Origin of the sequence: Microcoleus sp. S13_B4, assembly GCF_036700885.1 — a bacterium.
GTDB lineage: Bacteria > Cyanobacteriota > Cyanobacteriia > Cyanobacteriales > Microcoleaceae > Microcoleus.
The window spans coordinates 33413-58415 of sequence record NZ_JAUBPU010000021.1; the positions used below are offsets into that span (position 1 = coordinate 33413).

Annotated in this window: 21 protein-coding genes; 10 read left to right on the forward strand and 11 right to left on the reverse strand. The window is 44.5% G+C overall.

Annotation, left to right across the window (positions count from 1 at the left end; genetic code table 11):
* Positions 1 to 48: 48 nt before the first annotated feature.
* The 6 genes from QT994_RS13895 (at position 49) to QT994_RS13920 (ending at position 7347) form a co-directional block, all read left to right on the forward strand.
* Positions 49 to 1458, forward strand: coding sequence for an aminopeptidase P family protein (locus QT994_RS13895; protein WP_333175420.1), 1410 nt, complete (start codon positions 49 to 51; stop codon positions 1456 to 1458).
* A 183-nt stretch (positions 1459 to 1641) separates the two neighbouring features.
* Positions 1642 to 3204 carry an adenylate/guanylate cyclase domain-containing protein gene (locus tag QT994_RS13900; protein ID WP_445243908.1) on the forward strand — a complete coding sequence of 521 codons (1563 nt, stop codon included), beginning with the start codon at positions 1642 to 1644 and terminating at the stop codon, positions 3202 to 3204.
* A 209-nt stretch (positions 3205 to 3413) separates the two neighbouring features.
* Complete coding sequence (locus QT994_RS13905; protein WP_333047945.1) at positions 3414 to 4397, forward strand: GntR family transcriptional regulator; 984 nt, start codon at positions 3414 to 3416, stop codon at positions 4395 to 4397.
* On the forward strand, positions 4394 to 4519 hold the full coding sequence (locus tag QT994_RS13910) for a hypothetical protein (protein WP_333175425.1): 126 nt from the start codon (positions 4394 to 4396) through the stop codon (positions 4517 to 4519). The genes QT994_RS13905 and QT994_RS13910 overlap by 4 nt, the downstream gene beginning before the upstream one ends.
* Positions 4520 to 4636: 117 nt before the next feature.
* The gene (locus QT994_RS13915) at positions 4637 to 5311 is read left to right on the forward strand and encodes a nitroreductase family protein (protein ID WP_333175427.1); all 675 of its coding nucleotides are present in this window, start codon (positions 4637 to 4639) and stop codon (positions 5309 to 5311) included.
* A gap of 146 nt (positions 5312 to 5457) precedes the next feature.
* Positions 5458 to 7347: a hypothetical protein gene (locus QT994_RS13920; protein WP_333175429.1), complete on the forward strand. Its 1890-nt coding sequence runs from the start codon at positions 5458 to 5460 to the stop codon at positions 7345 to 7347.
* Positions 7348 to 7400: 53 nt separating this feature from the next.
* On the opposite strand, the gene QT994_RS13925 is transcribed toward QT994_RS13920, so the two are convergent.
* Together QT994_RS13925 and QT994_RS13930 are read right to left on the reverse strand one after the other, a co-directional pair.
* Entirely contained in the window at positions 7401 to 8039 is a 639-nt protein-coding gene (locus QT994_RS13925; protein WP_333175431.1) for a Uma2 family endonuclease, read from the reverse strand.
* Positions 8040 to 8225: 186 nt separating this feature from the next.
* Positions 8226 to 9005, reverse strand: coding sequence for an ABC transporter permease (locus tag QT994_RS13930; protein ID WP_333175433.1), 780 nt, complete (start codon positions 9003 to 9005; stop codon positions 8226 to 8228).
* Between the two features lie 127 nt (positions 9006 to 9132).
* Between QT994_RS13930 and QT994_RS13935 the strand changes: the two genes are divergently transcribed.
* The 4 genes from QT994_RS13935 (at position 9133) to QT994_RS13950 (ending at position 14065) form a co-directional block, all read left to right on the forward strand.
* On the forward strand, positions 9133 to 10290 hold the full coding sequence (locus QT994_RS13935; protein ID WP_333175435.1) for a DegT/DnrJ/EryC1/StrS family aminotransferase: 1158 nt from the start codon (positions 9133 to 9135) through the stop codon (positions 10288 to 10290).
* Between the two features lie 424 nt (positions 10291 to 10714).
* Positions 10715 to 12391 (forward strand): AarF/ABC1/UbiB kinase family protein, encoded by a 1677-nt coding sequence (locus QT994_RS13940; RefSeq protein WP_333175438.1) that lies wholly within the window; start codon positions 10715 to 10717, stop codon positions 12389 to 12391.
* A gap of 151 nt (positions 12392 to 12542) precedes the next feature.
* On the forward strand, positions 12543 to 12917 hold the full coding sequence (locus tag QT994_RS13945; RefSeq protein ID WP_333047934.1) for a hypothetical protein: 375 nt from the start codon (positions 12543 to 12545) through the stop codon (positions 12915 to 12917).
* 197 nt (positions 12918 to 13114) lie between these two features.
* Positions 13115 to 14065 carry an NAD-dependent epimerase/dehydratase family protein gene (locus QT994_RS13950; RefSeq protein ID WP_333175441.1) on the forward strand — a complete coding sequence of 317 codons (951 nt, stop codon included), beginning with the start codon at positions 13115 to 13117 and terminating at the stop codon, positions 14063 to 14065.
* A 3-nt stretch (positions 14066 to 14068) separates the two neighbouring features.
* On the opposite strand, the gene QT994_RS13955 is transcribed toward QT994_RS13950, so the two are convergent.
* The 9 genes from QT994_RS13955 to QT994_RS13995 form a co-directional block, all read right to left on the reverse strand.
* Positions 14069 to 15091 (reverse strand): Npun_R2821/Npun_R2822 family protein, encoded by a 1023-nt coding sequence (locus QT994_RS13955; RefSeq protein WP_333175444.1) that lies wholly within the window; start codon positions 15089 to 15091, stop codon positions 14069 to 14071.
* A gap of 143 nt (positions 15092 to 15234) precedes the next feature.
* Positions 15235 to 16113: an Npun_R2821/Npun_R2822 family protein gene (locus QT994_RS13960; protein WP_333175446.1), complete on the reverse strand. Its 879-nt coding sequence runs from the start codon at positions 16111 to 16113 to the stop codon at positions 15235 to 15237.
* Positions 16110 to 17078 carry an Npun_R2821/Npun_R2822 family protein gene (locus QT994_RS13965; protein ID WP_333175448.1) on the reverse strand — a complete coding sequence of 323 codons (969 nt, stop codon included), beginning with the start codon at positions 17076 to 17078 and terminating at the stop codon, positions 16110 to 16112. The genes QT994_RS13960 and QT994_RS13965 overlap by 4 nt, the downstream gene beginning before the upstream one ends.
* Positions 17079 to 17205: 127 nt before the next feature.
* A complete protein-coding gene (locus tag QT994_RS13970) occupies positions 17206 to 18306 on the reverse strand; it encodes a formylglycine-generating enzyme family protein (protein WP_333175450.1) in 1101 nt (366 codons plus the stop codon).
* A gap of 11 nt (positions 18307 to 18317) precedes the next feature.
* Positions 18318 to 19268: a glycosyltransferase family 10 domain-containing protein gene (locus QT994_RS13975; RefSeq protein ID WP_333175452.1), complete on the reverse strand. Its 951-nt coding sequence runs from the start codon at positions 19266 to 19268 to the stop codon at positions 18318 to 18320.
* A 99-nt stretch (positions 19269 to 19367) separates the two neighbouring features.
* Positions 19368 to 20564: a glycosyltransferase family 4 protein gene (locus QT994_RS13980; protein ID WP_333175454.1), complete on the reverse strand. Its 1197-nt coding sequence runs from the start codon at positions 20562 to 20564 to the stop codon at positions 19368 to 19370.
* A gap of 84 nt (positions 20565 to 20648) precedes the next feature.
* Positions 20649 to 22652, reverse strand: coding sequence for an ABC transporter ATP-binding protein (locus QT994_RS13985; protein ID WP_333047925.1), 2004 nt, complete (start codon positions 22650 to 22652; stop codon positions 20649 to 20651).
* Between the two features lie 92 nt (positions 22653 to 22744).
* Entirely contained in the window at positions 22745 to 23896 is a 1152-nt protein-coding gene (locus QT994_RS13990) for a glycosyltransferase family 4 protein (protein WP_333175456.1), read from the reverse strand.
* Between the two features lie 281 nt (positions 23897 to 24177).
* Positions 24178 to 24996 (reverse strand): hypothetical protein, encoded by an 819-nt coding sequence (locus QT994_RS13995; protein WP_333175459.1) that lies wholly within the window; start codon positions 24994 to 24996, stop codon positions 24178 to 24180.
* Positions 24997 to 25003 lie beyond the last annotated feature (7 nt).

Sequence of the window (25003 nt, forward strand, 5' to 3'; positions counted from 1 at the left end):
AACTTGTGGCTGACTGCAAACCCAACTCAAAATTATAGGTTTTTACCCATGAAAATTACACAAGGTGATGATTTGTTAACTAATACTCTACACCAACGGCGCCAAAAACTGGCTAGTTTAATTAATTTTCCGGTAATTCTCTGGTCGGGGTGCAGAATTCCTCGCAATTATCCGGCACTTACTTATCCCTTTCGTGCCAGCAGTCACTTTCTATATTTTGCTGGTTTGCCCTTAGAAAATGCTGCCATTCGCTTAGAATCGGGCAAATTAGAACTGTTCTTAGATGACGCCCCTGCTAGCAGCACCCTTTGGCACGGAGAAATGCCAAAAAGAGCAGAAATTGCCGAACTAATTGGGGCTGATGCTGCTTTCCCAATGGCAGAATTGAAAGCGCGATCCTCTTCGAGGGCTCCGCTAACGACAAATGCAGCAACGATCGCCGTTCAGGATTCTTGGACTCAGTTGCAACAGTCTCAAATTCTTGATCGCCCTCTGGTACCGCCCAACTCGCCAACCGGAATCGACCTAGAATTAACTCAGGCGATCGTATCTCTGCGCCTGAGCCACGATGCAGGCAGTTTGGCCGAATTGCGTCAAGCTGCGGCTGTTACTGTAGAAGCTCACAAAGCGGGGATTGCTGCAACTCGAAATGCTCAAATTGAAGCAGGGGTGCGCGCTGCAATGGAAAGTGTCATCATCTCACAAAACATGACCTATGCCTATCCCAGTATAGTTACAGTACATGGGGAAGTTCTGCACAGTGAACATTATCACAATTCCCTACAAACCGGAGATTTGTTGTTAGCAGATGTTGGTGCGGAAACATCAACGGGATGGGCGGCTGATGTGACTCGCACTTGGCCGGTGTCTGGAAAGTTTTCAGCGACTCAAAGAGCGATTTATGATGTAGTTTTGGCAGCCCACGATGCTTGTATTGATAAAGTTAGTCCGGGGGTGGAATATCAAGACATTCACCTGTTAGCTGCTCGGATTATGGCGGAAGGATTAGTTGATTTAGGTATTTTGCGGGGCAATGTTGAGGATTTGGTAGAAATGGATGCTCACGCGCTATTTTTTGTACACGGTATCGGACATTTAATCGGTTTGGATGTTCACGATATGGAAGATTTAGGAGATTTGGCTGGCTATGAAGAAGGAAGAACGAGAAGCAGTCGGTTTGGGTTGGGGTTTTTGCGGCTGAATCGAGTTTTGCGTCCGGGAATGCTGGTATCGATCGAACCGGGATTTTATCAAGTTCCGGCCATCTTGAATAACCCAGAAAACCGCGCCAAATATCAAGGTTTCGTAAACTGGGACGAGTTGGAAAAATTTGCCGATGTGCGGGGGATACGCATAGAAGATGATATACTTGTCATCAATGAGGGTAGAGAACTATTGACAGGGAAATTGCCCACAAAAGCTCCGGAGATTGAGGAGTTAGTTGCGGTAAACACGTAAGTAGAGCCGAGTTCGATCGCACATACGCAGTTCCATCAGGTGTGAAAAAAGATAAAAATGAATAAAGGTTGGCCAAGAAATCTTTCGATATTAGTTAAAAAAGTGGTCTCGCAAGTCAGAAAATTCGCCGCACTAATACTTCCACGCATTGTTCGCAAACCTATATCCTCGCCGCCGCCGCCGATGCAAGCTGCACCTTTGCCCAGCAACGAAGAAGAGAGGCTAGAAGCACTTCACCGCTACAACATTCTCGATACAGAGGCCGAAGCAGCTTTTGATGACTTAACAGCTTTAGCATCCTATATTTGCGGCACTCCTATTGCTTTAGTAAGCTTAATAGATTCTAACCGACAGTGGTTTAAATCAAAAGTTGGTCTGGAAGCACCCCAAACTCCCAGAGAGTCAGCTTTTTGCGCCCACGCTATTTTAAATCCCAACGAATTGCTAGTTGTACCCAATGCTCTAGATGACGATCGCTTTGTCGGCAATCCGCTAGTGACTTCCGATCCCAATATTCGGTTTTATGCTGGAGCCCCGCTAGTAACTCCTGACGGTTATCCGATCGGCACTTTGTGCGCGATAGATACAGTTCCTCGTAATCTCAGCCCACAACAGCTAGAAGCGCTGCGGACTTTAGGGCGGCAAATTATTCACCAAATGGAGTTGCGAATAAATCTGACTAAATTAAAACGCGCACAGATCAGGAACCAACAAGTAGAAGCAAAACTCCGTTCTACAGACGAGCAAATTGTCAATTTTTTAGAAGGAATGAGCGATGCTTTTTTTGCTTTCGACACCCAGTGGCGATTTACTTACATCAATTATAAAGCAGCACAATTTTTGCAGCGATCCCCGGAAGAACTTTATGGGAAAAATTTTTGGGAAGAGTTTCCACACTTAGTGAATACTGAGTTTTATAAAGAATATCATGGAGCTGTAGCCAAACAAGTTGGAGTGGCTTTTGAACAATATTATCGTCCCTTAAAAGTGTGGGTGGAAGTCCGGGTTTTTCCTTCTCACGACGGCATTTCTGTGTTTTTTCACGACATAACCAAGCGCAGACAGATGGAAGCTGCACTCAAGAAAGAACAGAACAAAACTGAAAGGTTACTGCTAAATATTTTGCCCGAACCGATCGCCCACAGGTTGAAGTATAAACCGGGGGTAATTGCAGACAAGTTTGAAAAAGCAACAATTCTTTTTGCTGACTTGGTGAATTTTACCCAAATTTCTACTACCATGTCCGCCACTAAATTAGTATACTTATTGAATGAAATTTTCTCAGTTTTTGACCAACTGAGTGAGAAGCACGGCTTAGAAAAAATCAAGACGATCGGGGATGCTTACATGGTAGCAGCCGGTATTCCCATTGAACGTCCAGACCACGCAGAGGCGATCGCCGAAATGGCGCTGGATATGCTAGCAGCAATTAAGGAATTAAATGTGAAGCTAGACGCGAAATTTGACCTTCGCATCGGGATTAATAGCGGCCCGGTGGTAGCGGGGGTAATCGGCACTAAAAAATTCATTTACGATTTGTGGGGAAATGCCGTGAATACAGCTAGCCGCATGGAATCTCACGGCATAACAGGTCGCATTCAAGTCAGCCACTATACTTATGAGTTACTGCAGGATAAATATGAATTTGAAGATCGTGGCGAGATCGAGATTAAAGGTAAAGGCCAAATGCACACTTATTTCCTGATGGGGAGAAAAACAGCAAGCGATCTCAAAATTGCAGAGTAAATAAAACTAAGACTTGAAAGTACCTGATTGTTGAGGGAAACTCCGGAGGCGGCGATTAATCGCCTCTTCGGCGCGATCGCCCTGTGGCAAAACGGCTGCTGCAGATCAACCAAATAAGATTATGCTATAGACAGAGATATCCGAGCAATCCTAGGCGCGGTACTCGACGTTATAAAAATACTAAGTTGAAGTCGTCGGAGCCTTTAATAATGGTTCAATTTCATATTCAAACCGATAGCGATATTCCAGCATCCACCCAACTATTCAATCAAATCAGGTTTGCGATCGCCTCGCGACAATTTCCGCCCGGACACCGCTTGCCCAGCACCAGACAGCTAGCCATGCAGACGGGTTTGCACCGCAACACGATCAGCAAAGTATACCGCCAGCTCGAAAATACCGGACTCGTAGAAGCCCAAGCAGGATCGGGTATTTACGTCCGTGCTCAAGGCAACGAACACGGCAACAAACTCAAATCTCCGATCCTCGAAGAATATCCCCTTGCCAACAAAATAGTGCAAGGAAGTATCGATCAACTGCTGGGACAGGGCTGTACGCTCAACCAAGCGAGGGAATTATTTTTGGCCGAAATTGACTGGCGGCTCAGGTGCAGCGCCCGCGTGGTCGTCACAGCCCCCACAGAAGACATCGGCGTGGGTGAACTGATGGCGAAAGAACTCGAACAAGCTCTTCGCATTCCCATACAGTTAGTGCCGATGGAACAGCTAGGTACTTTTTTGGATCAAATTTCTTCGGGAACTGTGATCACGAGTCGATATTTTATCGGAGAAGCAGAATCGATTTCGGCACCGCGTTCGGTGCGAGTTATTCCCGTAGACATCTACGACTACAGCCAGGAAATCCAGTTAGTGGGGGGTTTGCCGAAAGATAGTTATTTAGGCCTCGTCAGCCTAAGTCCGGGAATGCTGCGATCGACCGAAGTCATCATCCACAGCCTCCGGGGAGAGGATTTGCTGGTAATGACGGCCTTGGTGTCAGACGAGTACAAGATTAACTCGATCGTGCGATCGGCCAGAACAATTTTTTGCGACCAACCGAGTTTTGCTACAGTAAAAGCTGCCATCAATGCGGCTAGAGAAGATATTATTCGTCCCCCGCAACTGATATGCTCCGAAAATTACATCGGCTCTAAGTCGATTAATTTACTCAAGCGCGAGTTGGGCTTGGGATGACGAAGGAAGAAGGAAGAAGGAAGAGGGAAGAAGGAAGAAGGAAGAAGGAAGAGGGAAGAAGGAAGAAGGAAGAAGGAAGAGGGAAGAAGGAAGAAGGAAGAACAACAATTCAACTTTTTTAAGTTACCAATCCCAATGCCCGAATCCCAATGCCCAATGCCCCATGCCCGAATCCCAAGGCCCAATGCCCAATGCCCAATGCCCAATTACCGATTACCAATTACCCATGAGGATTATTCATGACAATTGAAATCCAACCTTCAATTAATGTTAAAACCGCGATCGAAAGCCGCCGGGCCGCCCGCAGCTTCAAACCCGATCCGATTCCCCCAGCAATATTGGCAGAGATTTTGCGATTGGGAGTGCGATCGCCCTCCGGTTACAACTTGCAGCCTTGGCGGTTTATTGTACTTCAAGACCCAGCCAGCAAAGAAAAATTAAAAGCTTGCGCCTTCGATCAGCGCCAAGTGGTAGAAGCCCCAACAGTATTAATCTGTTGTGGCGATCGGCGCGCTGCGGGGCCCGAAAACACCGAAGCCGTCATCGAATTGGGCAAAGCCACAGGGGCAATGAATGACAATTTAGCCGGTTATATGCGACAAGCAATCCCGCAATTGTTCGAGAACCGTCCCTGCTTCGAGTCCCTAGAAACTTGGACAAACAGACATACAATGCTTGCAGTGGCTCACTTAATGATTGCAGCTAAAAGTTTTGGGGTTGACAGTTGTCCGATGGAAGGTTTTGTCAGCGCTAAGGTGAAAGAAGCCTTTCAAATTCCCGAAGAAGTAGATGTTTGCTGTTTGCTGCCGCTTGGTTATGCAGGGGAACCTTTCAAACAATATGCCGGACGTTTTGAGGTGACTCAAGTTTATTACAGCGAAAGTTATGGACAGGCATTGCAAATTGAGATTTGAGAGTTAAGATTTTGAGAGTTAAGATTTGAGAGCTGAGAGTTGAAGGAGTCGGTACAAGTTCAAACCAATCGGAAATACCGACAATTTCGCAATCCGAAATCTAAAATCTAAAATTTCAAGTGGTGATATCAGACAGAGGAAAAAATATGACAATAGCAACGCGACAAAGCAACGCACAAATTCTAGAAGTAAAATTGCAGCAACACTTGCAAGCAGCCGGATTTAAAAACTTACCGCTTTATATTAGTTGCGATTTTCGAGATGAATCTTTAACGGTTGTGGGAGAACACCCCCGCAGTTTAGTTCTCAAAGCCAAACCGACTTTTGCGGTGCTAGAAGCAGCAATTCTTGAAATAGAACCAGAATCTATTCAACAGATTGGACTTTGCCTGAAAATTACCGGGCAAAAACAGCCTTATGCTTTCCATTCTTTTACTATGCACAACCCTGTTTTGTCAAGACCCAAAACAGTGCAGTTGTTCAAAAAAACAGAGAATATCTCGCCAGCAGAAACCGGGATAGTCTTAACAGAAAATGCGACCCCGATGGGGGATGTAGAGGAGGAGATACCGTTAGAAACGGATGAGAAAGATGCGTGGGATGAAGAATATTTCCCCAATGTGTCTGAGAGTTCCAGCAATTCCGATCCGATCGCCTTTAGAGTAGCTGCAATCCCGGCAGATATTGGAGACAATCCCTTCAATCCGCTGGATATGGAAGCGGTAACAGTTACCCAAAAACCCAAGCATTCACCGTTTGCGATGCTGGCTGCTGCAGGAATCATCAGCATGGCGGCGCTAGTTTTGGCAGGCGGTTATTACCTGCTGAGCCGCCCCTGCGTCCTCGGAGGATGTCCTGCTTTAGCTAATGCCAAACAGTTGAGCGAGAATTCGACGAAGACGCTGAAAACGTCAAAAGTTGCCAACACCCCCCAAGAAGCGCAGCGACAGTTAAAACAGGCGATCGCCCTTTTAGAACCGATTCCCTCCTGGTCAATTCATCGCGGTGAAGCTCAAAGCGCTCTGGAAAGCTACCGTTCGCAAAATCAGAATTTAAACTCTGTGATCGATGCAGCGCGCCTCGCAAAGTCAGCAGCCCAGAAAACCCAAAATCCCCCTTATTCTGCCGATAACGGGCAGGAAGCGCAAGCTCTGTGGCAAAGTGCGATCGCCGAACTCGGAGAAATCCCCCCAGACAGCCCAGTTTATCCGTTTGCTCAGAGAAAGACAAAAGAATACGGGAAGAATGTAGCAACTGGAAATCGGCAGTTAAGTACAGAGAAAAAAGCCGAAAAAACGCTGCTCGCTGCCAAAAGTACAGCCCAAATAGCAGAAGCTCGCGAAGCAGTAGCTCACACAGCCGAGACTTGGACTCAAGTGCAATCAGGTTGGGAAGAAGCCCTCGAAACCCTATCAGCAATTCCCACGAGCACGACATCTTACCAACAAGCTAAACTGCTTGTTCCCAAATACGAAACCAAACTTTCAGACGCTCGCGAGCGCAAAAATGTCGAAGGAATTTCGGAAAATGCGTATACTCAAGCTGTGACTTTAGCAGCGGAAGCTCAAATTTTCGAGGGCAAAAACGCCTGGTTTAAAGCATCTGAATACTGGCGAAGAGCTTTGAGTTACGCGGAGCAAGTGCCTGCAGCAACTGCATATTCTCAGAAGGCCCAACCGCTGATCGCTTCCTACAAAACTTCCTTGCAGCAAGCAGAAGTAAGGTTGCAGGAAGAAAGAAACCTGCAAAAAGCCCGCACGGATTTAGATAGAACTTGCAAAGGCAACCCCAAGATTTGCGACTATACTGTTAGCAAAGGTTTGATTGCGGTGCAGATGACTCCAGGTTACGTGCAGAAACTGCAACAAACTTTTATCCAAGCAAACAACAACAATGCTGTGAAGACTCGCCAAGCTGTAGAAAAGCACGTTCAAACATTGCAAAAAGCTTTGGAGGCGATCGCCGAAAACGCCCAAATCCCGATGCAGGTGTACGATGGCGAAGGCAAGCGGATTGCGAGTCACGAACCGAAGTAGTTGTAGGGTGGGTGAGGGCGAAAAATCTGTCAGAGCGATCGAAATATTTACACTCACGCACCCCCAGCAATTTCATTCGCAGTCAATCCAGCTTGAAAAACTTGTTGCGTCTTCAAATTCAACTCTGGAAAAGCTGGCGACTCAATCCTATCATTTCCCCGAAACAAACTCACCTCATACTCGCCGTCAACCAACTGATAAATCGAAATAGTTGGTTGTTTGGGATTGCCAATAAACCTGCGGCCGCCCAAACCGAGATAATCCACAATCCAGTATTCAGGAATCCCGATTAGTTCGTATTCGCCTACTTTTTTGATGTAGTCATCTTGCCAATTCGTGTTAACTACTTCAATAACCAGCGGAATTGATGCACCTTGAGTCACAGTGGAGAACTTTTCCCAAAGAAGTTCTGATGCTAAATTTGGGCGATTTAAGATCAGAATATCGGGCGAATAAGCCGATTCGTTTTCTGGCGGCTTAACTAATGCTTGTTTTGGGATTAGGTACGGAAGGTTTAGCCTGACAAATTCAAGAGTTAATTTCGAGGCTAAGAAACCGATAACTTCTTCATGTTTTCCCGGTGGCTGGGCTATTTCAATAATCCCTCCCTTGTGCAGTTCGTAACGTCGGTTTTCGGGTTTCCATTCCGCAAATTTTTCAAAGGTTACTGGTTGAGTTGGAGTTTCAATCATGGCTATTTCTTCTTAGTTATGGCCGGGCCGGCGAGACGCCCAACCCTACTCCCCACAATAAAATTCAGTCTTTGTGGAACAGGCAAAATGCCTGTTCATAAAAATAGTGCCCAACGTAAGTTCCTACCTACATCATATTACCAATTATCAATGCCCAATTATCAATGCCCAATGATCAATGCCCAATTACCATTTTATCAATTGTGCATCTTGATTAAAAAACTTCCGGGACAATCCCTCAGTCAACAGCAGGGTTGCGATTAAAGTTGCTAGCGCTAAGACAAACATAATCAAAATTTGGTAAGATGCTGCATCAAGAGGACTGACACCGCTCAGCATTTGACCTGTCATCATTCCCGGTAATGTCACGATTCCTACGACGGTCATTGTGTTTAAAGTCGGGATTAATCCAGCTTTGATCGCATCTTTGCGGTATTGTTTTACTGCTTGCTGTGGCGTCGAACCTAAACTTAAATGGGTTTCTATTTCTAACTGGCTGCTATTAACTGTACTGACAAGTCTTTCGCCGGCGATCGCCCCGGAGTTCATGGCATTGCCCAAAATCATGCCCGCTAAAGGAATCAGGTATTGCGGTTCGTACCAAGGGTCAGGTTGCAAAATTAGCAAGTTTGTATAGGCGAGAGTCAAGGCCGTACTGATAAAAATTGAACCCCAAACTAAGGGCAGTAAGTTCTTGATTTTTTTGCTGATGCGGTTGCTGGCAACCATGCTAGCTGTTGTCAGCATGATTGCTAAAACTGCTAAAACCAGCCAAGGATTCTTCCCCTCCGGGTCAAATACGACTGCGAGCACGTACCCGACTAAGATTAGCTGGATCAGCGTGCGCCCCGCCGCGATCGCGATCGCCCCCTCCAGCCCCAATCCCTGCCACGCCGAAAGCCCGATCGCGATCGCCACCATCCCCAAAGCCCAACCCAAATCTGTAAAATCTAGCAGAATTAACACCGGCCCACCCTTTCGATAATGTGATTGTTTGCCTGTCCAAATATAAGATATTGCAATAAAGGTTTCTGAGAAACAGTTTTGCTGCAAGAATTTGCTTTGATAATGCTTGAAATTTATGGTGTGAAGAGTGAATAATGTTCCCCCCCTCGACTTAACCCGCCAATACGCGCAGATTGGCGACGAGATCACCGCTGCAGTGCAAAAAGTGCTTGCCTCTGGTGGCTATGTAGGCGGCCCGGCCGTGAAGAGTTTTGAACGAGAGTTCGCCGACTACATCGACGTTTCCGAGTGCGTTGGCTGCAACTCCGGCACCGATGCCCTGATTTTGGCTTTGCGTGCTCTCAAAATTGGCCCCGGCGATGAAGTCATTACCACTCCTTTTACCTTTTTTGCTTCGGCTGAGACAATTAGCGCCGTCGGTGCGACTCCAGTATTTGTCGATATTGACAGCGGGACTTTTAATCTGGATGTCGAGCTCCTCGAAGCGGCAATTACCGACAAAACCAAGGCAATTATGCCCGTCCACATCTTCGGCCAACCGGTAGACATGACTCGGCTGATGGAAATTGCGACTCGACACAATTTAGCCGTAATTGAAGATTGCGCCCAATCTGTCGGGGCCGAGTGGCAGTCTCGAAAAGTCGGCAGCATCGGCCATGTCGGCTGCTTCAGTTTTTATCCAACCAAAAACTTAGGCGCTTGCGGTGACGGTGGCGCGGTGACGACAAACGATCCAGCCCTCGCAGCTTCGATGCGAGTGCTCAAAGAACACGGACAGTCTTCTAGATATTTCTACGAAGAAATCGGGTACAACAGCCGTTTAGATGCCCTGCAAGCGGTGATTCTCAGCATTAAATTGCGGTATCTCGACAGTTGGAACGCCCAGCGACGTTCGATCGCGACACTTTACACCGAATTTCTCTCCCGCGTGCCCGGAGTTGCCGTCCCCAAAGAATTGCCGGAAGCAAAAGGAGTTTGGAATCAATACACGATCCGGCTGACAAGTCCAGAAGACGCGCAAAATCCCTCTGGCGATTTTCGAGATTGGATGCGGGCTCAGTTGCAGGAAGCTGGCATCGGTTCGATGGTTTACTATCCGTTACCTTTGCACCTGCAACCTGTTTACAAATCTTTGGCCTATCAAGCAGGTCAATTGCCAAAGGCTGAGCAAGTTTGTCGCGAAGTCTTGTCTTTGCCGATGTTCCCGGAACTGTCGAGGGATCAACAAGAGCGGACGATTTATGGTCTGAAAGATTGCTTGGCAAAGGCCGATCGCATCCGGTAGCTTTGGCGCGATGGCATCAGCGAGGGAAATGCAGGAGGAGAAAAGAATTGCAGGGTTGCAGTGCTGTGAGAATGTGCAGCGGTCAGGGAGAGCTGTTAAGTATTTTGACCGATCACTTGTACTTTTATGTACTATATTTAATGAAAAGAAACAAATTTAGGCTAGCAATCCGCCTCGAACGGGTGCATTTTCCGCTCGCCTAAACCTTGCAATGCGATCGGTCAATGATGAAGAAGGAAGAAGGAAGAGGGAAGAGGGAAGAACGAAGAAGGAAGAACGAAGAACGAAGAATAAATAATATTTGAACTTTCGACTTCCAATCCCCGATGCCCGATGCCTGATGCCTAATGCCCGATGCCCGATGGCCGATGCCCAATTCTCAATTTAACCTGTAATTTTCAGAAGATAAGAGGAAAATAAACGAGTGCCTCAGTATCAATTCACTCAGGCTAGACGCTACGATCCACAAGCGATCGCTCATTATTACCGCAACCGTCCTTGGAAAGCAATTTGGCGCGCAATTACCGTTATTTGGTCTTTTGCGGGCTTTGTGCTGGGGATGCTGTGGGACAGTTGGCAGCACGAAGTCGCAGCACACCAGCCGGAACGGGCCACCCACCTGCGACAAATACTCACTCGCTTGGGCCCCACTTTCATTAAAGTCGGCCAAGCCCTTTCTACCAGACCGGATTTGATCCGCAAAGACTTTCTCGAAGAATTGATCAAACTTCAGGATCAATTGCCGCCGTTTGACTCGGTGCGCGCTTTCGAGATTATTGAAGCGCAACTCGATCGCAAAATTAGCGAAACTTACAGCGAAATCTCCCCCGAACCTGTGGCCGCGGCAAGTCTTGGTCAAGTCTACCGAGCTCGCCTCCTCACCGGGGAAGCAGTAGCAGTCAAGGTTCAGCGACCGAATTTGCTGCCCGTCTTGAGCCTGGATCTTTACTTAATGCGCTGGGCGGCTGGATGGTTGGGCCCGTTGCTGCCGCTGAATCTCGGTCACGACCTTTGTTTAATAGTCGATGAATTCGGTATCAAATTGTTCGAGGAAATTGATTATATCAATGAAGGCCGCAACGCCGAGAAATTTGCTACAAATTTTGCCGACGACCCGACAGTAAAAGTTCCGAGCATTTACTGGCGTTATACTTCAAATTGCGTTCTCACTCTCGAATGGATTGAGGGCATCAAGCTGACAGATATAGAACGTGTTAAAGCCGCAGGTTTGGATACCGATAGTTTAATTGAAGTCGGAGTCCGCAGCGGTTTGCGGCAGTTGCTGGAACACGGATTTTTTCACGCTGACCCTCATCCGGGAAATCTGTTTGCCTTAGCGGACGGCCGCATGGCTTACATTGATTTTGGGATGATGGATCAGATGGAAGAAACAACTAAAGAAACTTTGGTTGATTCTGTCGTTCATTTGATCAACAAAGATTACTTAGAGTTAGCCAAGGATTTTGTCAAACTTGGCTTTTTGACACCAGATACAGATATTATGCCGATCGTCCCGGCGTTGGAATCTGTACTGGGTGATATCGTCGGCGAAAAGGTGTCAGATTTTAACTTCAAGACGATTACAGACCAGTTTTCGGAGTTGATGTACGATTATCCTTTCCGAGTGCCGGCGAAATTTGCCTTAATTATTCGCTCTCTGGTGACAGAAGAAGGTTTGGCCCTGACGCTGAATCCGAATTTCAAGATAGTCGAAGTGGCGTATCCTTATGTAGCGCGGCGTTTGTTGAACGGAGAATCTCCGGCACTGCGGCGGCGTCTGATTGAGGTATTATTCAAAGATGGCAAATTCCAGTGGAACAGGTTAGAGGACATGATCGCGATCGCCCGATCCGATCGCAGTTTCGACCTGCTACCGACAGCACAACTAGGCTTGCAATTTTTGCTGTCCGAGGAAGGGTCGTTTTTGAGACGGCAGCTAATGTTAGCTTTGATTGAGGACGATCGACTCCACACCGAAGAAGTTCGCAGCCTGTGGAACTTAGTCAAGGAAGATTTGCAGCCCAGTCGCCTGTTCAACGTTGCTCTAGGCGCTTTGACGGAGTTTTCCACAGCAGGGGCAGCCGCGCTAACTCGATTTTAATTAGAAGGAAGAAGGAAGAAGGAAGAGGGAAGAAGGAAGAAGGAAGAAAAATAATTCTACTCTTCCCCATTCCCCATTCCCCATTCCCCATTCTCAATAATTCCCAACTCCGAATTTCCAATTTCCAATTACCCCAATTAAGGAATTATTCGTGTATTATTTTCCAGAACCTCCCTATTTTTTAATGTCGGCTGGATTACTAGCAGGTATGGCCTCCGGCGTAGCATTTGAAGCAACTCTCAAACAATCCGTACAACAATGGTCTAAAAATCGTTCTACTCGCACCTTGGCTAACCTGCCAAGGCTGCAATTGGTCATACCTTTTCTAGGAATGGCTGGCGGTATTTGCGTATTTTTAGCTTCGGGAATGGAGATTTTTGGCTTCCCAAAACTACTTTGTTATGCCCTAGCTTTGCCACTGACGGTACTCACGGGCTGGCTAGTTTGGACTCAGCTAGGTAAGCTTTTGATCGAGTTAGAACGCGGAGGTTCCCAAGCGCTGGATTTAGATTCTTTTGAACAATGAAACTTAACTATCAACCTTTTTTGTGAAAAGCAAAGGGGTTGATAGTTATCTAGGATTATCCTATTTGATGCTTTTTGAACCGCAGAGAACGCAGAGGAAGAGAAAGAAGAAGATGACAACTTAGGCAATAATTTGTGTAAAATTTTTAAAATCTAAAATCTAAAATCTAAAATCTAAAATCTAAAATCTAAAATCTAATGAGTATTTTAATTGTTACGGGTGCGGCGGGATTTATTGGCTCTAACTTAGTAGAAACTCTTTTAAATCGAGGGGAGACGGTGATCGGTGTTGATGAGTTCAACGATTATTACGATCCGGATCTCAAGCGCAAAAATATTGCACGATTTGAAAAGTATCCGGGTTTTGAATTGGTGGAAGGCGATATTTTGTCTCTAAATTGGCGATCGCTTTTATCAGATGTTAAGGTAATATTTCATCAGGCGGCGCAAGCAGGAGTTCGTGCTAGTTGGGGCGAGGGTTTTCGCAGCTATACCGAACGCAATATTAACAGCACTCAAGTATTGTTAGAAGCGGCGAAAGATGCGCCAAAATTGCAAAAGTTTGTGTATGCTTCTTCTTCTTCCATTTACGGCAATGCTGAATCTTTTCCCACGAATGAAAACGCTTGTCCCCAGCCTGTTTCTCCCTACGGAATTACGAAATTAGCCGGTGAACGTTTGTGCGGGCTTTATTACAAAAATTTTGGCCTTCCGACTACTTCGCTGCGCTATTTTACCGTTTACGGGCCGAGACAGCGCCCTGATATGGCTTTTCACAAGTTTTTTAAGTCGATTTTGTTTGACGAGGCGATTTCAATTTTCGGCGACGGATTGCAAACGCGGGATTTTACGTTTATCAGCGATTGCGTTGCTGCGAATTTAGCGGCGGCTGAGGTTCCAGAAGCTGCGGGGGAAGTTTTTAATATTGGTGGGGGAAGTCGGGTAGTTTTGAAAGAAGTTATTGATACAATAGAGAGAATTGTCGATCGACCTATTCGGATAGATTTTACCGAAGCTGCTAGGGGAGACGCGCGGCACACTAGCGCGGATGTGTCTAAAGCCCAGAAAATCTTAGGTTATCAGCCGCAGGTTGCTTTAGAAGAAGGATTAAGGCGCGAATGGGAGTGGATTCAGTCTTTGTACAGTTAAATCCTATCTATCCCAGAAATTCCGCAACTTAAATTGAACATTGTTAACTTTTTGAATTCCCCAACTTTTGAGATTTCTCTGCAAGCGAACCAATAAATTTGGAGGTGTGAGTTTTGGCTGTGTTTCCGGCGAATTCAAATAGCGGTAGTGCAGAAATACCTCTCGGTAAGGAATCTCAACATCTTCGCCAGCACACAATCGAGTAAATTTTGCAGCCGAAATACTCATGTAATGCAAGTAAGTCAGCCGCCGCCCTTTATCGTATAGAACATAATCTATCACATCAAATTGAGAAGACCAATGATTGCCCGTTACCTGTGCAGGTTGATGATAAGCAAAGTTATAAAAAGAGATGCTGCTACGGGCGACTAAATAGTTAAACAAAGGTTGGTCAGTTCCCCGCAAAGACAAAATTTCTGCTTCGCCTGAAGTTAATTTATCTAAAAGTTGGCTTGAGTTATTCCGATTTAAAATGCCTTTTTTTGAAGCAAACCAACCCGCACAAAAAATATGAGATTGCAGGTGGTCAAGATTAAAAATTTCTGCCAATTTTTGGGAGGATAAATCAAATATATAATTAAGGTCTGATTTGTATTGAAAATCGTTGGCTACCCAATCAAATTCATCAAGTTTTTGATAGATGTAATCTAGAGAACCCATCAACAGAGTGTCGCAGTCAAAATAGACAAATTTGTCAAAAGGGCCGTCAAAACAGCAAAATTTTCGGTGCATTCCCAAACAGTGAACTGGTTGCCAACCTTTAGCCTGCCAAACTTTTTGAGCCTTGCAGTGAGATGTCCAAGCTTGAGTCGCAAAGTCTTCCCAAAAATCGATGGAGTCGGTATTTTCAAAGAGGGTTACATTGTGCAGGCGGCAAATGTGCGATCGCACTTTTTTCAAGTTATCATCGTAGGGAATGATGCAAACACGAATATCTTTTGCCCCATTGACTTCGAGACTGTTCAATAAAGCGACTAAGTGGTCGAAAACAACATCGTTTGCTAGTAGATAAATGCCATCAGTCATCGGATTTTAGATTTTAGATTGAAGAATTCAACTCGTTACTATGCTCGTCTGGAAACCAGTTAATTTATTAGTCCACGTGGACTTGGTTTGTCTGCTTGCGTTGCTAAAGATTTCAATCGCCGTGTGAATACAAACAATATTATTTATCCATGCCAATATCGAAATATTTTTTGCACTAAATTTGGTTTTTTATCGACCTCATTGAGATAACGATAATGTTTCCAAAGTTTCCAATAAGGACTACCGGATTTAATTGGTATCCCAGCCCAGTGAACATATTTTAACCTTTTGCCTTTGTCATAAAGAACATAATCTATTTCGTGAAAATGCTTGGAACCCGCCCAGCTTCCAGGTTCGCTTGGTGAAGCTTTAACAAGATTGCAGCGTTTGGGAATAAGCTTAAGAATGATATAATTTAGTAGAGGTTGGTCTGTGACATTTTGAGTAAAGTCAAAATATTCTCGATGCTGCGAACATTCTCGCAAAATTTCATACATTTGCGCTTCTGTAATAGTTCCTTTTCGGGAGGCCCAAAAACCGCTGTTGAATACATCTTGAAGCTGTGAGTCGGTAAAGATATTCTGTTCTTTTACAGCGGGTGAAAATACATTTCGCAGTTTTTCGCTGAGGTGGTGATAGTCGCAGCAAAAAAAGTCTACTTCTGACAGTTTGTTTAAGTTGTGTGCGATGTCTTCAAAGACGATGATATCGGTATCGATGTACAGAAATTCGTCAAGGGGGCCAAACCAGGCGGCGAGTTTTCGCATTTTGTTGGGGAGGGCTAAAAAGTTGCGATCGAACATTTGGCCAATTTCTCTGGTAAACTGTTCCACAAACTCCAGATTTGGGAACAATTGCACCCCGTGGAGACTGCTGAGTGCGGCTGCGACTTGCTGATAATTGTCGTCGAAGGGAATCAGAAAAATTGGTACTTGACAATTATACAGACGTATGCTGTTTAAAAGGGCGATGGCACTTTCGATCACTTTATCATTCGCAACAATATAAATACCGCGATTCATACATTTATCCTCAACCTTCTCCATACCCTTTTTAACAAATTCGGCGCAGAAACCTCAGTATAAGACTTTGGCGGTTCCCGAAAAACCGGCCGCTTTTCCGGTTCGCGGAGATAGCGGTAATGCAGAAACAAATCGCGATAGGGAAACTCAATATTTTCGCCGAGGCACAATGCTTTAGTAATACTTGGAGGAATGCCAATATAATGAATATAGGTGAGTCTATTACCCTTATCGTAGAGAATTTTATCTCGTTCTTCAAAATGTTTTGAAGTCACCGCCGACCCGGTTTTTTCGCTATCTGGCAAATGATAAGCAAAATTATAAATCGGAATCCCAGACCGCATAAACATATAGTTTAAAACAGGTTGATCGCCGGTTTTGTAAAGAATTTCCGATTCTCCTTCCTTGAGCTTAGACAATAACCACTCTATTTTTTCCTGGTCAAACAAACCTCGCTTTGAACCGTAAAATCCCGAACAAAATATTTCTGATTTAAGTTGCTGCTGTTCAAAAACATTAAAGAGTTTTTCTGATTGAATATTATAAACCTTATCTGGATGATAAAATTGAAAATCGTAGACGACACAATCATAATCATTCAACTTTTGAAAAACCCTGTCTAGTGAATTCATTAATAATGTATCAGCATCCATATAGACAAAATTATCAAAGGGGTTGTCAAAGGCACAAAAACGCCGATGTCCACCATAAATTCTGTACTTACGGTTTATACTTTGAGGACTTGCTGCTTGCATGAATTTGTCCCATCGCTGAATTGATGCGCTATCTTCATAAATAAAGACGTTGGGACGGTTGACGATTGCAGCTTTGATTTGCTCTATCTGCTCGTCGAAAGGATAAATACAGACAGGAATATTTGAGCCTAAGATAACTTCAATACTGTTGAGCAAGGCAATTAGTTGGTCGTAAACTGTATCGTTGGCTAGCGTGCAAATTCCATTCATATCTCTAGTCTCGCGAAGGCGGACTTTGTTTGTGTCGTTGCGGTTTCAACCGCCGAATCATTTAAAGGCTAAAAGGATAGAAAAGGGCGAGCCCGGGTGACTACAGCAGAGAACCGAAAACCGGAGACTACGCCAAATCCACAGCTACGCGAAAACCGATCTTCCTGCGGCGACCGCCCGCCGAAAGCCAGTTACGATCGGCACTGCGACAATTGACCGCATAGTTGTCCCAGGAACCGCCACGCAGCATACGGTATTCAGATGTGCCCGTTTCCCAGCAACTTCCGTCAGTTGGTGCGCCGTTATAGTTTTCGTGCCACCTATCGCTGCACCATTCCCAAACATTGCCGTGCATTTCGTACAGTCCAAAGGCATTGGGGGGAAATCTCCCGACATTGGTTGTTTCTTTGCGGGAAAGTCCTTTGGGAGCGTTTGCGTAGGGGTAGTATCCGTGATAATTTACTAAATCCGGGGTAATGTTTTCTCCAAAATGAAATTCGGTTGTGGTTTTCGCACGACAGGCGTATTCCCATTCTGCTTCACTCAGGAGGCGATATTTTTTCCCGTTTTTTTGCGAGACTTTGGCACAGAATTCGACGGCATCATCCCAGGATACATTTTCTACACAACGTTTTTCACCTTTGAAACCCGATGGGTTGTTTCCCATTACTGCTTCCCACTGTGCTTGGGTTATGGGGTATTTGCCTGCAAAAAAAGCCGGTACCGTGACTAGATGGTGCGGAGTTTCGTAATCATATCGTCCTTGTTCACTGTTAGGCGAACCCATCATAAATGTGCCTCCGGGAATATAAACCATTTCCAGCACAACTCCATTCCCTAAGTCTTCGGCGAAGAAGTGAGCATAATAACGGCAGCGACTGTTTTCTTTTCCTTTAGCATTTACTGTGATCGCATCAAAGTCAAAAGTAGGAAAATATTTTTGTAACTGCTTTTTTATATTTGCTTCATCTCTATCCTTCAGCACCAAAAAGGCTGCCAACTTCACCTGTCGCAATTCATCTTGCAGTGCCCCAAGGATCAAATCTAAACCAACATCTCCATATCTGATTGCTTCAGACAGTGCAGCAATTTTCACCTCGACAATCGGTGAAGCCAAACGACTCTTAACACCGGGAATCCCGCCTAAAACAGCCGCAGCTAATGGCACTTGAGATTCACCGCCCTTGACGGCATCGTATTGTCTGGGTTGATTTGGGTTTTCTGTCATTGCGCTATTTCCTAAGATACAAACTTAGACAGCCAATTGAGCAAGTTTAATTCATGGAGAATGATTTGTCGGGCTTCGGCAATTTTATCCCTCGCTTCATGCCAATAATCCGCAGTAGCCACAACCTCTTTAATAAATTCTACTCCTTTCTCATCCAAACTCGGCAGCCGCAGAAAACTCCCCGCCGGCAACAACTTATCCGCCGCCGAACCGCCGTAATAAATTGGCAAACACCAAGCTAACAAAGCATCCCAAAGCTTCTCGCTGACATACCAATCGTTTTCGGCATAATTTTCAATAGCTAAGTTGTAATAGTATGGTGCCACGGCGTGCCATTTATTGTTCACAGTCCCGTTCCCGCGCGCCCAAGTTGGCAAGTTTCGTCCGTAAAGATCAAAATCCAATTCTTGCGATCGCAGCAATTTGATAAAGTCTAATCGGTGTCGGTGATTGGCGCTGCGGCTAACACCTGAAGTAATCCAAGAACAGGATTTAGTTTTCGGCGGCGCAGGCATTTCATCGAGTTCTCGAAACGAGTTAGAGTGATACCAAATCGCGGGCATATAATCGGGTTTGGGTGCGAAGTCGTCGGGCCCGGAAACGTAACCGCAATAAAGTTTGGCTTGTTCGTAGTTGGCTTTGGTAATTTCAATAACTTCTGGTAAGGGTGGCTCCCGGATCAGGTAAATTATGCGTTCCTTGGGGACACCGCGCAATTTTTCGTGAATGTCGTTTTCTTGGTTGTGATGCCTGTAGTGACGTATTTTATCGACCCAAGATTGCTTTTTGGGCGGTTGAGGAAAGTCGAATTGATACATGAGTAAAAAGTCGGGTTCTGGGTGGTTTGCGAGCATTTGAATGTTGCCCCATTTGCCGAAATTTTGGGGGGTTTGTTGCCACAGCCAGTCGCTTTGGTTCATGCCTGGGTAGGTGGTGATTGTGCCGATGATTTTTGGGTTCATATCTAATAATAAATCGGGTTTTTGCGTGTGGGCGGGGCGGGTTTATGAGATTATTAATTTTAGGCGATGATTGTTGGTAAAATCCACCCTTACGGATTTTTAAATTATCGGATATCGCACTTGGTCATTTACATAACCCATAATTTGCTGTATCCTATTTTCCCACGAAAATTGCTTGACAAAATCCATTGTTTCTGCATAGCCTTCGCTTTTCCTCGGATATTTAGTTAAACAATCTCGAATACTTTGCGCGAACTGGTGCGGGTTATCCGGTTCGCACCAAGTTGCTGCTATATTTCCCGATTTAAATTCCATTAAAGATGCAATCTCCGTCGCTACAATCGGAGTTCCCGATGCCATGTAATCAAAGAATTTTAAAGGAGATGTGAATGTCGCGGCCTCTGTCAAACAGTGCGGGTGAGTCAAAACATCGGCTGCTTGCAGCAAGCTAGCCAGTTGATTTTGAGGGAGGTAGCCGAGAAATTTAATGTTGTTAACTTGCTTGGATTTGGCTAACTGCTGGTAGGCTGTTACTTGGGATGGATCACCGCCCGCGATCGCAAATTGAACTCGTGGCAACTCCAGGGCCACATCTACTAGCATATCGACACCTTTAAACGGGTAAAGTCCGCCTGCATAAACTGCTAAATGCTGTCTGTCATCTTCTAATAATTGCTGTCGCCAATTCTGGGCGGCTTCTGTTTGTCTGGCCAGAAACAAATGATTGAAACCGTTGTGCAGGGTAATTACTTTTTCCGGCGGCATCCGATTCAAAATCATGCTGTCTCGCACTGTATCGGCAACAGTTACAGCAATTTGAAATAGAGAATTGCGGACAATTTCTGATTCAAATTGCTTGTTTTCATGGTGGTGCTGTTCGTAGATAGCGGGAATTCCCTTTTTAACTGCTGCTTTGACAAAGTTCCAGTCGCGGGTGTGGACAAGTTGAGTCGATTTAAGCAGGTGAATCGGTAAATAGTATTTGGATACTATTGTACTCGAACTCGTCCACTTGCTGTCCCAACGGTCGATCGGCCACGGCATCGGTAAATCTGCTACTTTTAATTTATCTTGAATATTGTAAATTTGGGTAAGTTTGTCATCTGGTTTCCTGGGTTGAAAAGGAAAAAGCAAATCAACCGGATTCAAAGCACTCCAGTCTTTACGGAGGTATACCAAAACTGCTGGATAACCTAGGTTTGCTGCGGCATTGGCAGAGTGAGCAACTTGAACTAAGCTAGCTACATTGGGTTGCGGCAAGATATTTCTGGTAAAAAATACATAATATTTGGACATGGTAATTAGTAATTGGTAATTGTTGACTGGGCAGACTGTTGACTAATGACTACTGACTGCTGCCAACTGCCAACGGCCCACTGATTACTTTTTAACAGCCTGACGCTTAATAGTGTTTTCTATAAATTCTAAAGTAGTGAAAATATTAGCCGCAGAATGAAATGATTCTCGGATTAACTCGTCTCTTTCTTCGGGAGAGTCTACCATTTCATCTACTAGCATTTTGAGGTAAGCTATCATGGGAGTCAGGCGAGTGCGAATTTCGTAAGAACCTCTAATTAGAGCTTCATCGCGAGCGGTTTCTTCGGCAAATTGCACTGAATACAAGCGAGTGTAGTAACCTCCTTTTGCTAGCAATTCTTCGTGGGAACCCATTTCTACTACTTGTCCGCGATCGATCACGGCGATTTTGTTGGCTTTTTGGACTGTGGAGAGGCGGTGGGCGATGACTAAGGTTGTGCGATCGCAACTCAATTTCTCGATCGCCGCTTGCACGTACCTTTCCGAAACCGTATCCAGCGAACTCGTTGCCTCATCTAAAATTAAGATTTCCGGGTTTTGCAGCAGGGCTCTAGCAATTGAAATTCTCTGACGCTGCCCTCCCGATAAGATCACGCCCCGATCGCCAATTTGAGTCTCCAACCCATCCGGCAATAGTTGGATAAACTCGTAAGCATTCGCTCCCTTCGCCGCTTCCACAATTTCTTCCTCAGTCGCTTGGGGTCTAGCATAAGCAATATTTTCGCGCACTGAAGCATTAAATAAAAACGTATCTTGGCTAACAATACCCATCGCTTGTCTGAGACTTTTCAGATCAAATTCGCGCAAATCCCTGCCATCGATCGAGATATGACCTTCAGTAGGATCGTAAAATCTCGGCAGTAAATCTGCCAAAGTTGACTTGCCAGAACCCGAAGTTCCTACCAAAGCCAAAGTAGTGCCGTGAGGTAGAAATAAATCAATTCCTTGTAAAACTAAATTTTTGTGGTTAGGATAACTAAAAGATATTTTATTAAAATGAATTCCCGATTGCAAATGAGTGTAAGGCACAGAACCGTTCAGCATAAATGGCTTGTCCTCGCACCTCAAAAAATCATTAACCACTTCTACACTAGCAGACGTATTTGCAAATTGACTGCGCCCGCTATTCAACTGAGAAATTAAAGGAATCAGCCGAAAAAGTACCAATAAATAGGTTAATAAAATTGTAGAAATAGACTCTATCTGATTTGCAAATATTGTGCGACCTATAAATACAATCAAAATTATAACTATTAAATTAACAACTTCGTTAATTGGGGCGATCGCCGCATAATTTACCTGAGCCTGAAAATCCGCTTCTTCTCGCCTTTGAATTAAATGCTTGATCCGCTCATACTCCCTTTCCTCGTTCCCCGTTGACTTGACAAGCCGAATCCCAGTAATCGTTTCCAGCACCCTCACCGAATAATCTTTCGACATTTCAGAAAGCAGGTAGCCAAAATGCTTGGAACGGTTAATAATATATTGATTTGTCCAAGCAACTAACGACAGCAAAACTGTAGCTGTCACCGTCAGTTTCCACGAAAGAGAAAGCAGCAGACTCACAAACACCAAAACAGTGATGGAGGTAGTAAACATTGCGATCGCCGTACCAACTGCACTCGCAGTCCGACCAATCTCTCCGCCCAATCTATTAATCAAATCCCCCACTTTAGTTTTAGAGTAAAAATCTAGATCTACTTCTAACAACAACCGCAAACCTGCTTCTCGCAAATCAAAAGTCAGAGATCGCGTCAGAGAAGTAGCTACTAAAGTATTGATATAACTGGCAACATTTTTTAAAAAAATTGCTAAAACAATCGCCCCGGTCATCAACATTAAACGCTGATTTCCGGGCATTCCCTCAAAGGGATACATCAAAGTTTTAATTAGAGGTGGAGCACCACGCAACTCGATAGCTTCCTCTACAAAACTTAAAAGCACTGGTACAATCAGAGTAGTGCTGATACCGTTGAATAAAGCGCCAGAAAAGCCCAGCATCACAGTTAATAGAATCCTGCCGGGATATCGTCTGGCAAATTTTAGGAGTAGCTTATTGGCAGACATGAAGCATTCCCAGCTAAACAGTACGGCATCTCAAAATATTCTTTAATAACAGCCAGTTTTTCTTCCTCCCGCGAGTTGTTTTAAAATAACATTTACATACCTGCGATTATATCTGAAAGTATCGGTTTCATTGCTTGAATACTATATTTTTTAACACATATTTCCCGACCTTTCATTCCTTGTAAATTAGCCGCTGTCAAATTTTGAAATATCCATTGAATTTTTTGTGAAATTTGAGCGGGAGAACTCGGATCGACTAAATAACCCGTTCCCCCTAAAATGGCTGGAATATCCCCCACTCGCGTAGACAAAACAGGCTTAGCCATTGCCATGCCATCTGTCAGCTTGAGTGGAAACTGAGCCACGGCTGTGAGAGTTTCTCGCTGAGGAACAACGACAACATGAGCCGCCGCTACAACCGACGGCATCGTCTCGACGGGAAACCTTGGCAGTTTAACAATCCAACGTCCCCAGCGTTTCACAAGTTTATCATCATAATCATCATAAGGACTTCCGCCGACGATAACTAATTTTAAATCGGGTTCATTTAACTGTTCGAGGGCCATCAAAACATCCTCCACGCCTTTATGAGGTCGCGGTGCCCCCGGAAACATCAGAACTCTATACCCGGACAAGCCGTAACACTGTCTGCTCAATTCAGGATTGTATTTCGCAGGGTCGAACATTGCAGTATCCTTGCCATTAGGCAAATATATACCACCAAAACGCTGCTTTAAAAACTCTGTATCAACGGTGACTGCATCCGCACGGTGAATGAAACTTTCCATCCACTTGAGATAGAGCGGATTATCTGGTTCTCTCAATTGACCATTGTGTTTAAAAATATCTCGATAAAGTTGTTTAAAAGATGGACGGTATTTCCATTCATCTCCGCCGTACCAGCTCAGTTCCCAGTCGTCTATATCTAAAATTATAAAGTGGCGAGTCGCCAGTTTTTTTAGCAGTGATAACCCAAAGCTTGTAGGTTTAGGTTTGATTGCATAAATAATATCCCCATCTATTTTTTTCCAAAGTTTTTGAGCATCCATTAAAAACCCCGGATAATTTTTACCCGGTATTGCACGTACCGGGATGTCTCTGGGAGGATTAGCATACAATTCCTTGCCAAACTGAAATCCAACAACTTCTACATCACATTTAAGCTCTATTAAGACTTGAGCTAAGAGAAAAGCACGAATTGCCCCTCCTCCTGACAAATCGCTTACTACTAATGAAACTTTCACTGAGTATTTTGTTTAAAACATTTGTTTGATTTTCCTGCTTAACCGAGCTTTTGTCAAGGCGGTGGGGACTGACACGCTCCAGACCCAAAAAACCGGGTTTTTAACCACTAAAAATGGCCGCAACTAAGTATTTTGGTAAAAAAAACCAGTGAGGCATCCAGGACTATTATTCAAGCCAGCAATACTTATTCTAAATAAATTTTCGGATATGTTGAGGCTAATTTTTTTAAATAGTTGGCTGAATTTTGTTGTTTTTGATGCAGTTTTTCAACAAAGTTTAATTATTTTAAACGCCAGGGATTGTTAAGTTGATTTGGTAAAAATATTTTAGCCGTGCGATCGACTATTCTAGTAAAGAGCGATCGCGTCACGTTCTTCGCGTACTGAGGGCGGTAAGGATAAGTGCAGTGTATTACTTTAATGGGTTGGTCGATCGCATAAACATCTTTCCACTTATCCAAGTAGTTGTAAACCGGGGACAAAGTTGTCATTTTCGGTTTCACCGATTCAACAGCCGCCGCAAAAGCTCCCTGGTCTTTTAACTGTAGCACATTTTGATATGCAACTACCATCTCGAAATATTTCTTAAAGTTTGTGAACAATTCCTGAGTTTTACTGCTTTTCGTAAAAGCGATAAATCCGCTATTGTATTGAATGCTATTTTCATTTAGCGGCAACCCGACCGACTGCAAAGTTGACAGAATATCCTGCTTGACTCTTAATAAATTTGCTGCTTTAGCAATGGCAGGCTGCACGTCTTCTGTTACCAGCAAATCTACTTCATCAACATAGTCAAAAACTTCATATATTGGCGATAGCAAACAAATATCGCAGTCCAGATAAATAGTTTTCTCAAAAGGAGATTCTTGATACAAAGTCAGCTTAGCTTGTCGCGATGCTAAAACAGGATTTTCATGTTTCGGTGCGGCCTGCAATCTCACATTTCCGAACACCAAAAGTAAGGGATATAAAAATCGCGGGACTCTATCTATTAAAATAATAATTGGTTCGCGGTGAAACTTCCTGACTGAAGCTAGAAAATGTATGCAGTCTTGAAATGAGTACAATCCAATTAAAATGGTGATAAATCCTCTATCCATATCTTTC

Excerpts from the sequence above, each read along its gene's own strand:
- QT994_RS13895 (WP_333175420.1), top strand. The coding sequence starts at position 49 with ATGAAAATTACACAAGGTGATGATTTGTTAACTAATACTCTACACCAA.
- QT994_RS13900 (WP_445243908.1), top strand. The coding sequence starts at position 1,642 with ATGCAAGCTGCACCTTTGCCCAGCAACGAAGAAGAGAGGCTAGAAGCA.
- QT994_RS13905 (WP_333047945.1), top strand. The coding sequence starts at position 3,414 with ATGGTTCAATTTCATATTCAAACCGATAGCGATATTCCAGCATCCACC.
- QT994_RS13910 (WP_333175425.1), top strand. The coding sequence starts at position 4,394 with ATGACGAAGGAAGAAGGAAGAAGGAAGAGGGAAGAAGGAAGAAGGAAG.
- QT994_RS13915 (WP_333175427.1), top strand. The coding sequence starts at position 4,637 with ATGACAATTGAAATCCAACCTTCAATTAATGTTAAAACCGCGATCGAA.
- QT994_RS13920 (WP_333175429.1), top strand. The coding sequence starts at position 5,458 with ATGACAATAGCAACGCGACAAAGCAACGCACAAATTCTAGAAGTAAAA.
- QT994_RS13925 (WP_333175431.1), bottom strand. The coding sequence starts at position 8,039 with ATGATTGAAACTCCAACTCAACCAGTAACCTTTGAAAAATTTGCGGAA.
- QT994_RS13950 (WP_333175441.1), top strand. The coding sequence starts at position 13,115 with ATGAGTATTTTAATTGTTACGGGTGCGGCGGGATTTATTGGCTCTAAC.
- QT994_RS13955 (WP_333175444.1), bottom strand. The coding sequence starts at position 15,091 with ATGACTGATGGCATTTATCTACTAGCAAACGATGTTGTTTTCGACCAC.
- QT994_RS13960 (WP_333175446.1), bottom strand. The coding sequence starts at position 16,113 with ATGAATCGCGGTATTTATATTGTTGCGAATGATAAAGTGATCGAAAGT.
- QT994_RS13965 (WP_333175448.1), bottom strand. The coding sequence starts at position 17,078 with ATGAATGGAATTTGCACGCTAGCCAACGATACAGTTTACGACCAACTA.
- QT994_RS13970 (WP_333175450.1), bottom strand. The coding sequence starts at position 18,306 with ATGACAGAAAACCCAAATCAACCCAGACAATACGATGCCGTCAAGGGC.
- QT994_RS13975 (WP_333175452.1), bottom strand. The coding sequence starts at position 19,268 with ATGAACCCAAAAATCATCGGCACAATCACCACCTACCCAGGCATGAAC.
- QT994_RS13980 (WP_333175454.1), bottom strand. The coding sequence starts at position 20,564 with ATGTCCAAATATTATGTATTTTTTACCAGAAATATCTTGCCGCAACCC.
- QT994_RS13985 (WP_333047925.1), bottom strand. The coding sequence starts at position 22,652 with ATGTCTGCCAATAAGCTACTCCTAAAATTTGCCAGACGATATCCCGGC.
- QT994_RS13995 (WP_333175459.1), bottom strand. The coding sequence starts at position 24,996 with ATGGATAGAGGATTTATCACCATTTTAATTGGATTGTACTCATTTCAA.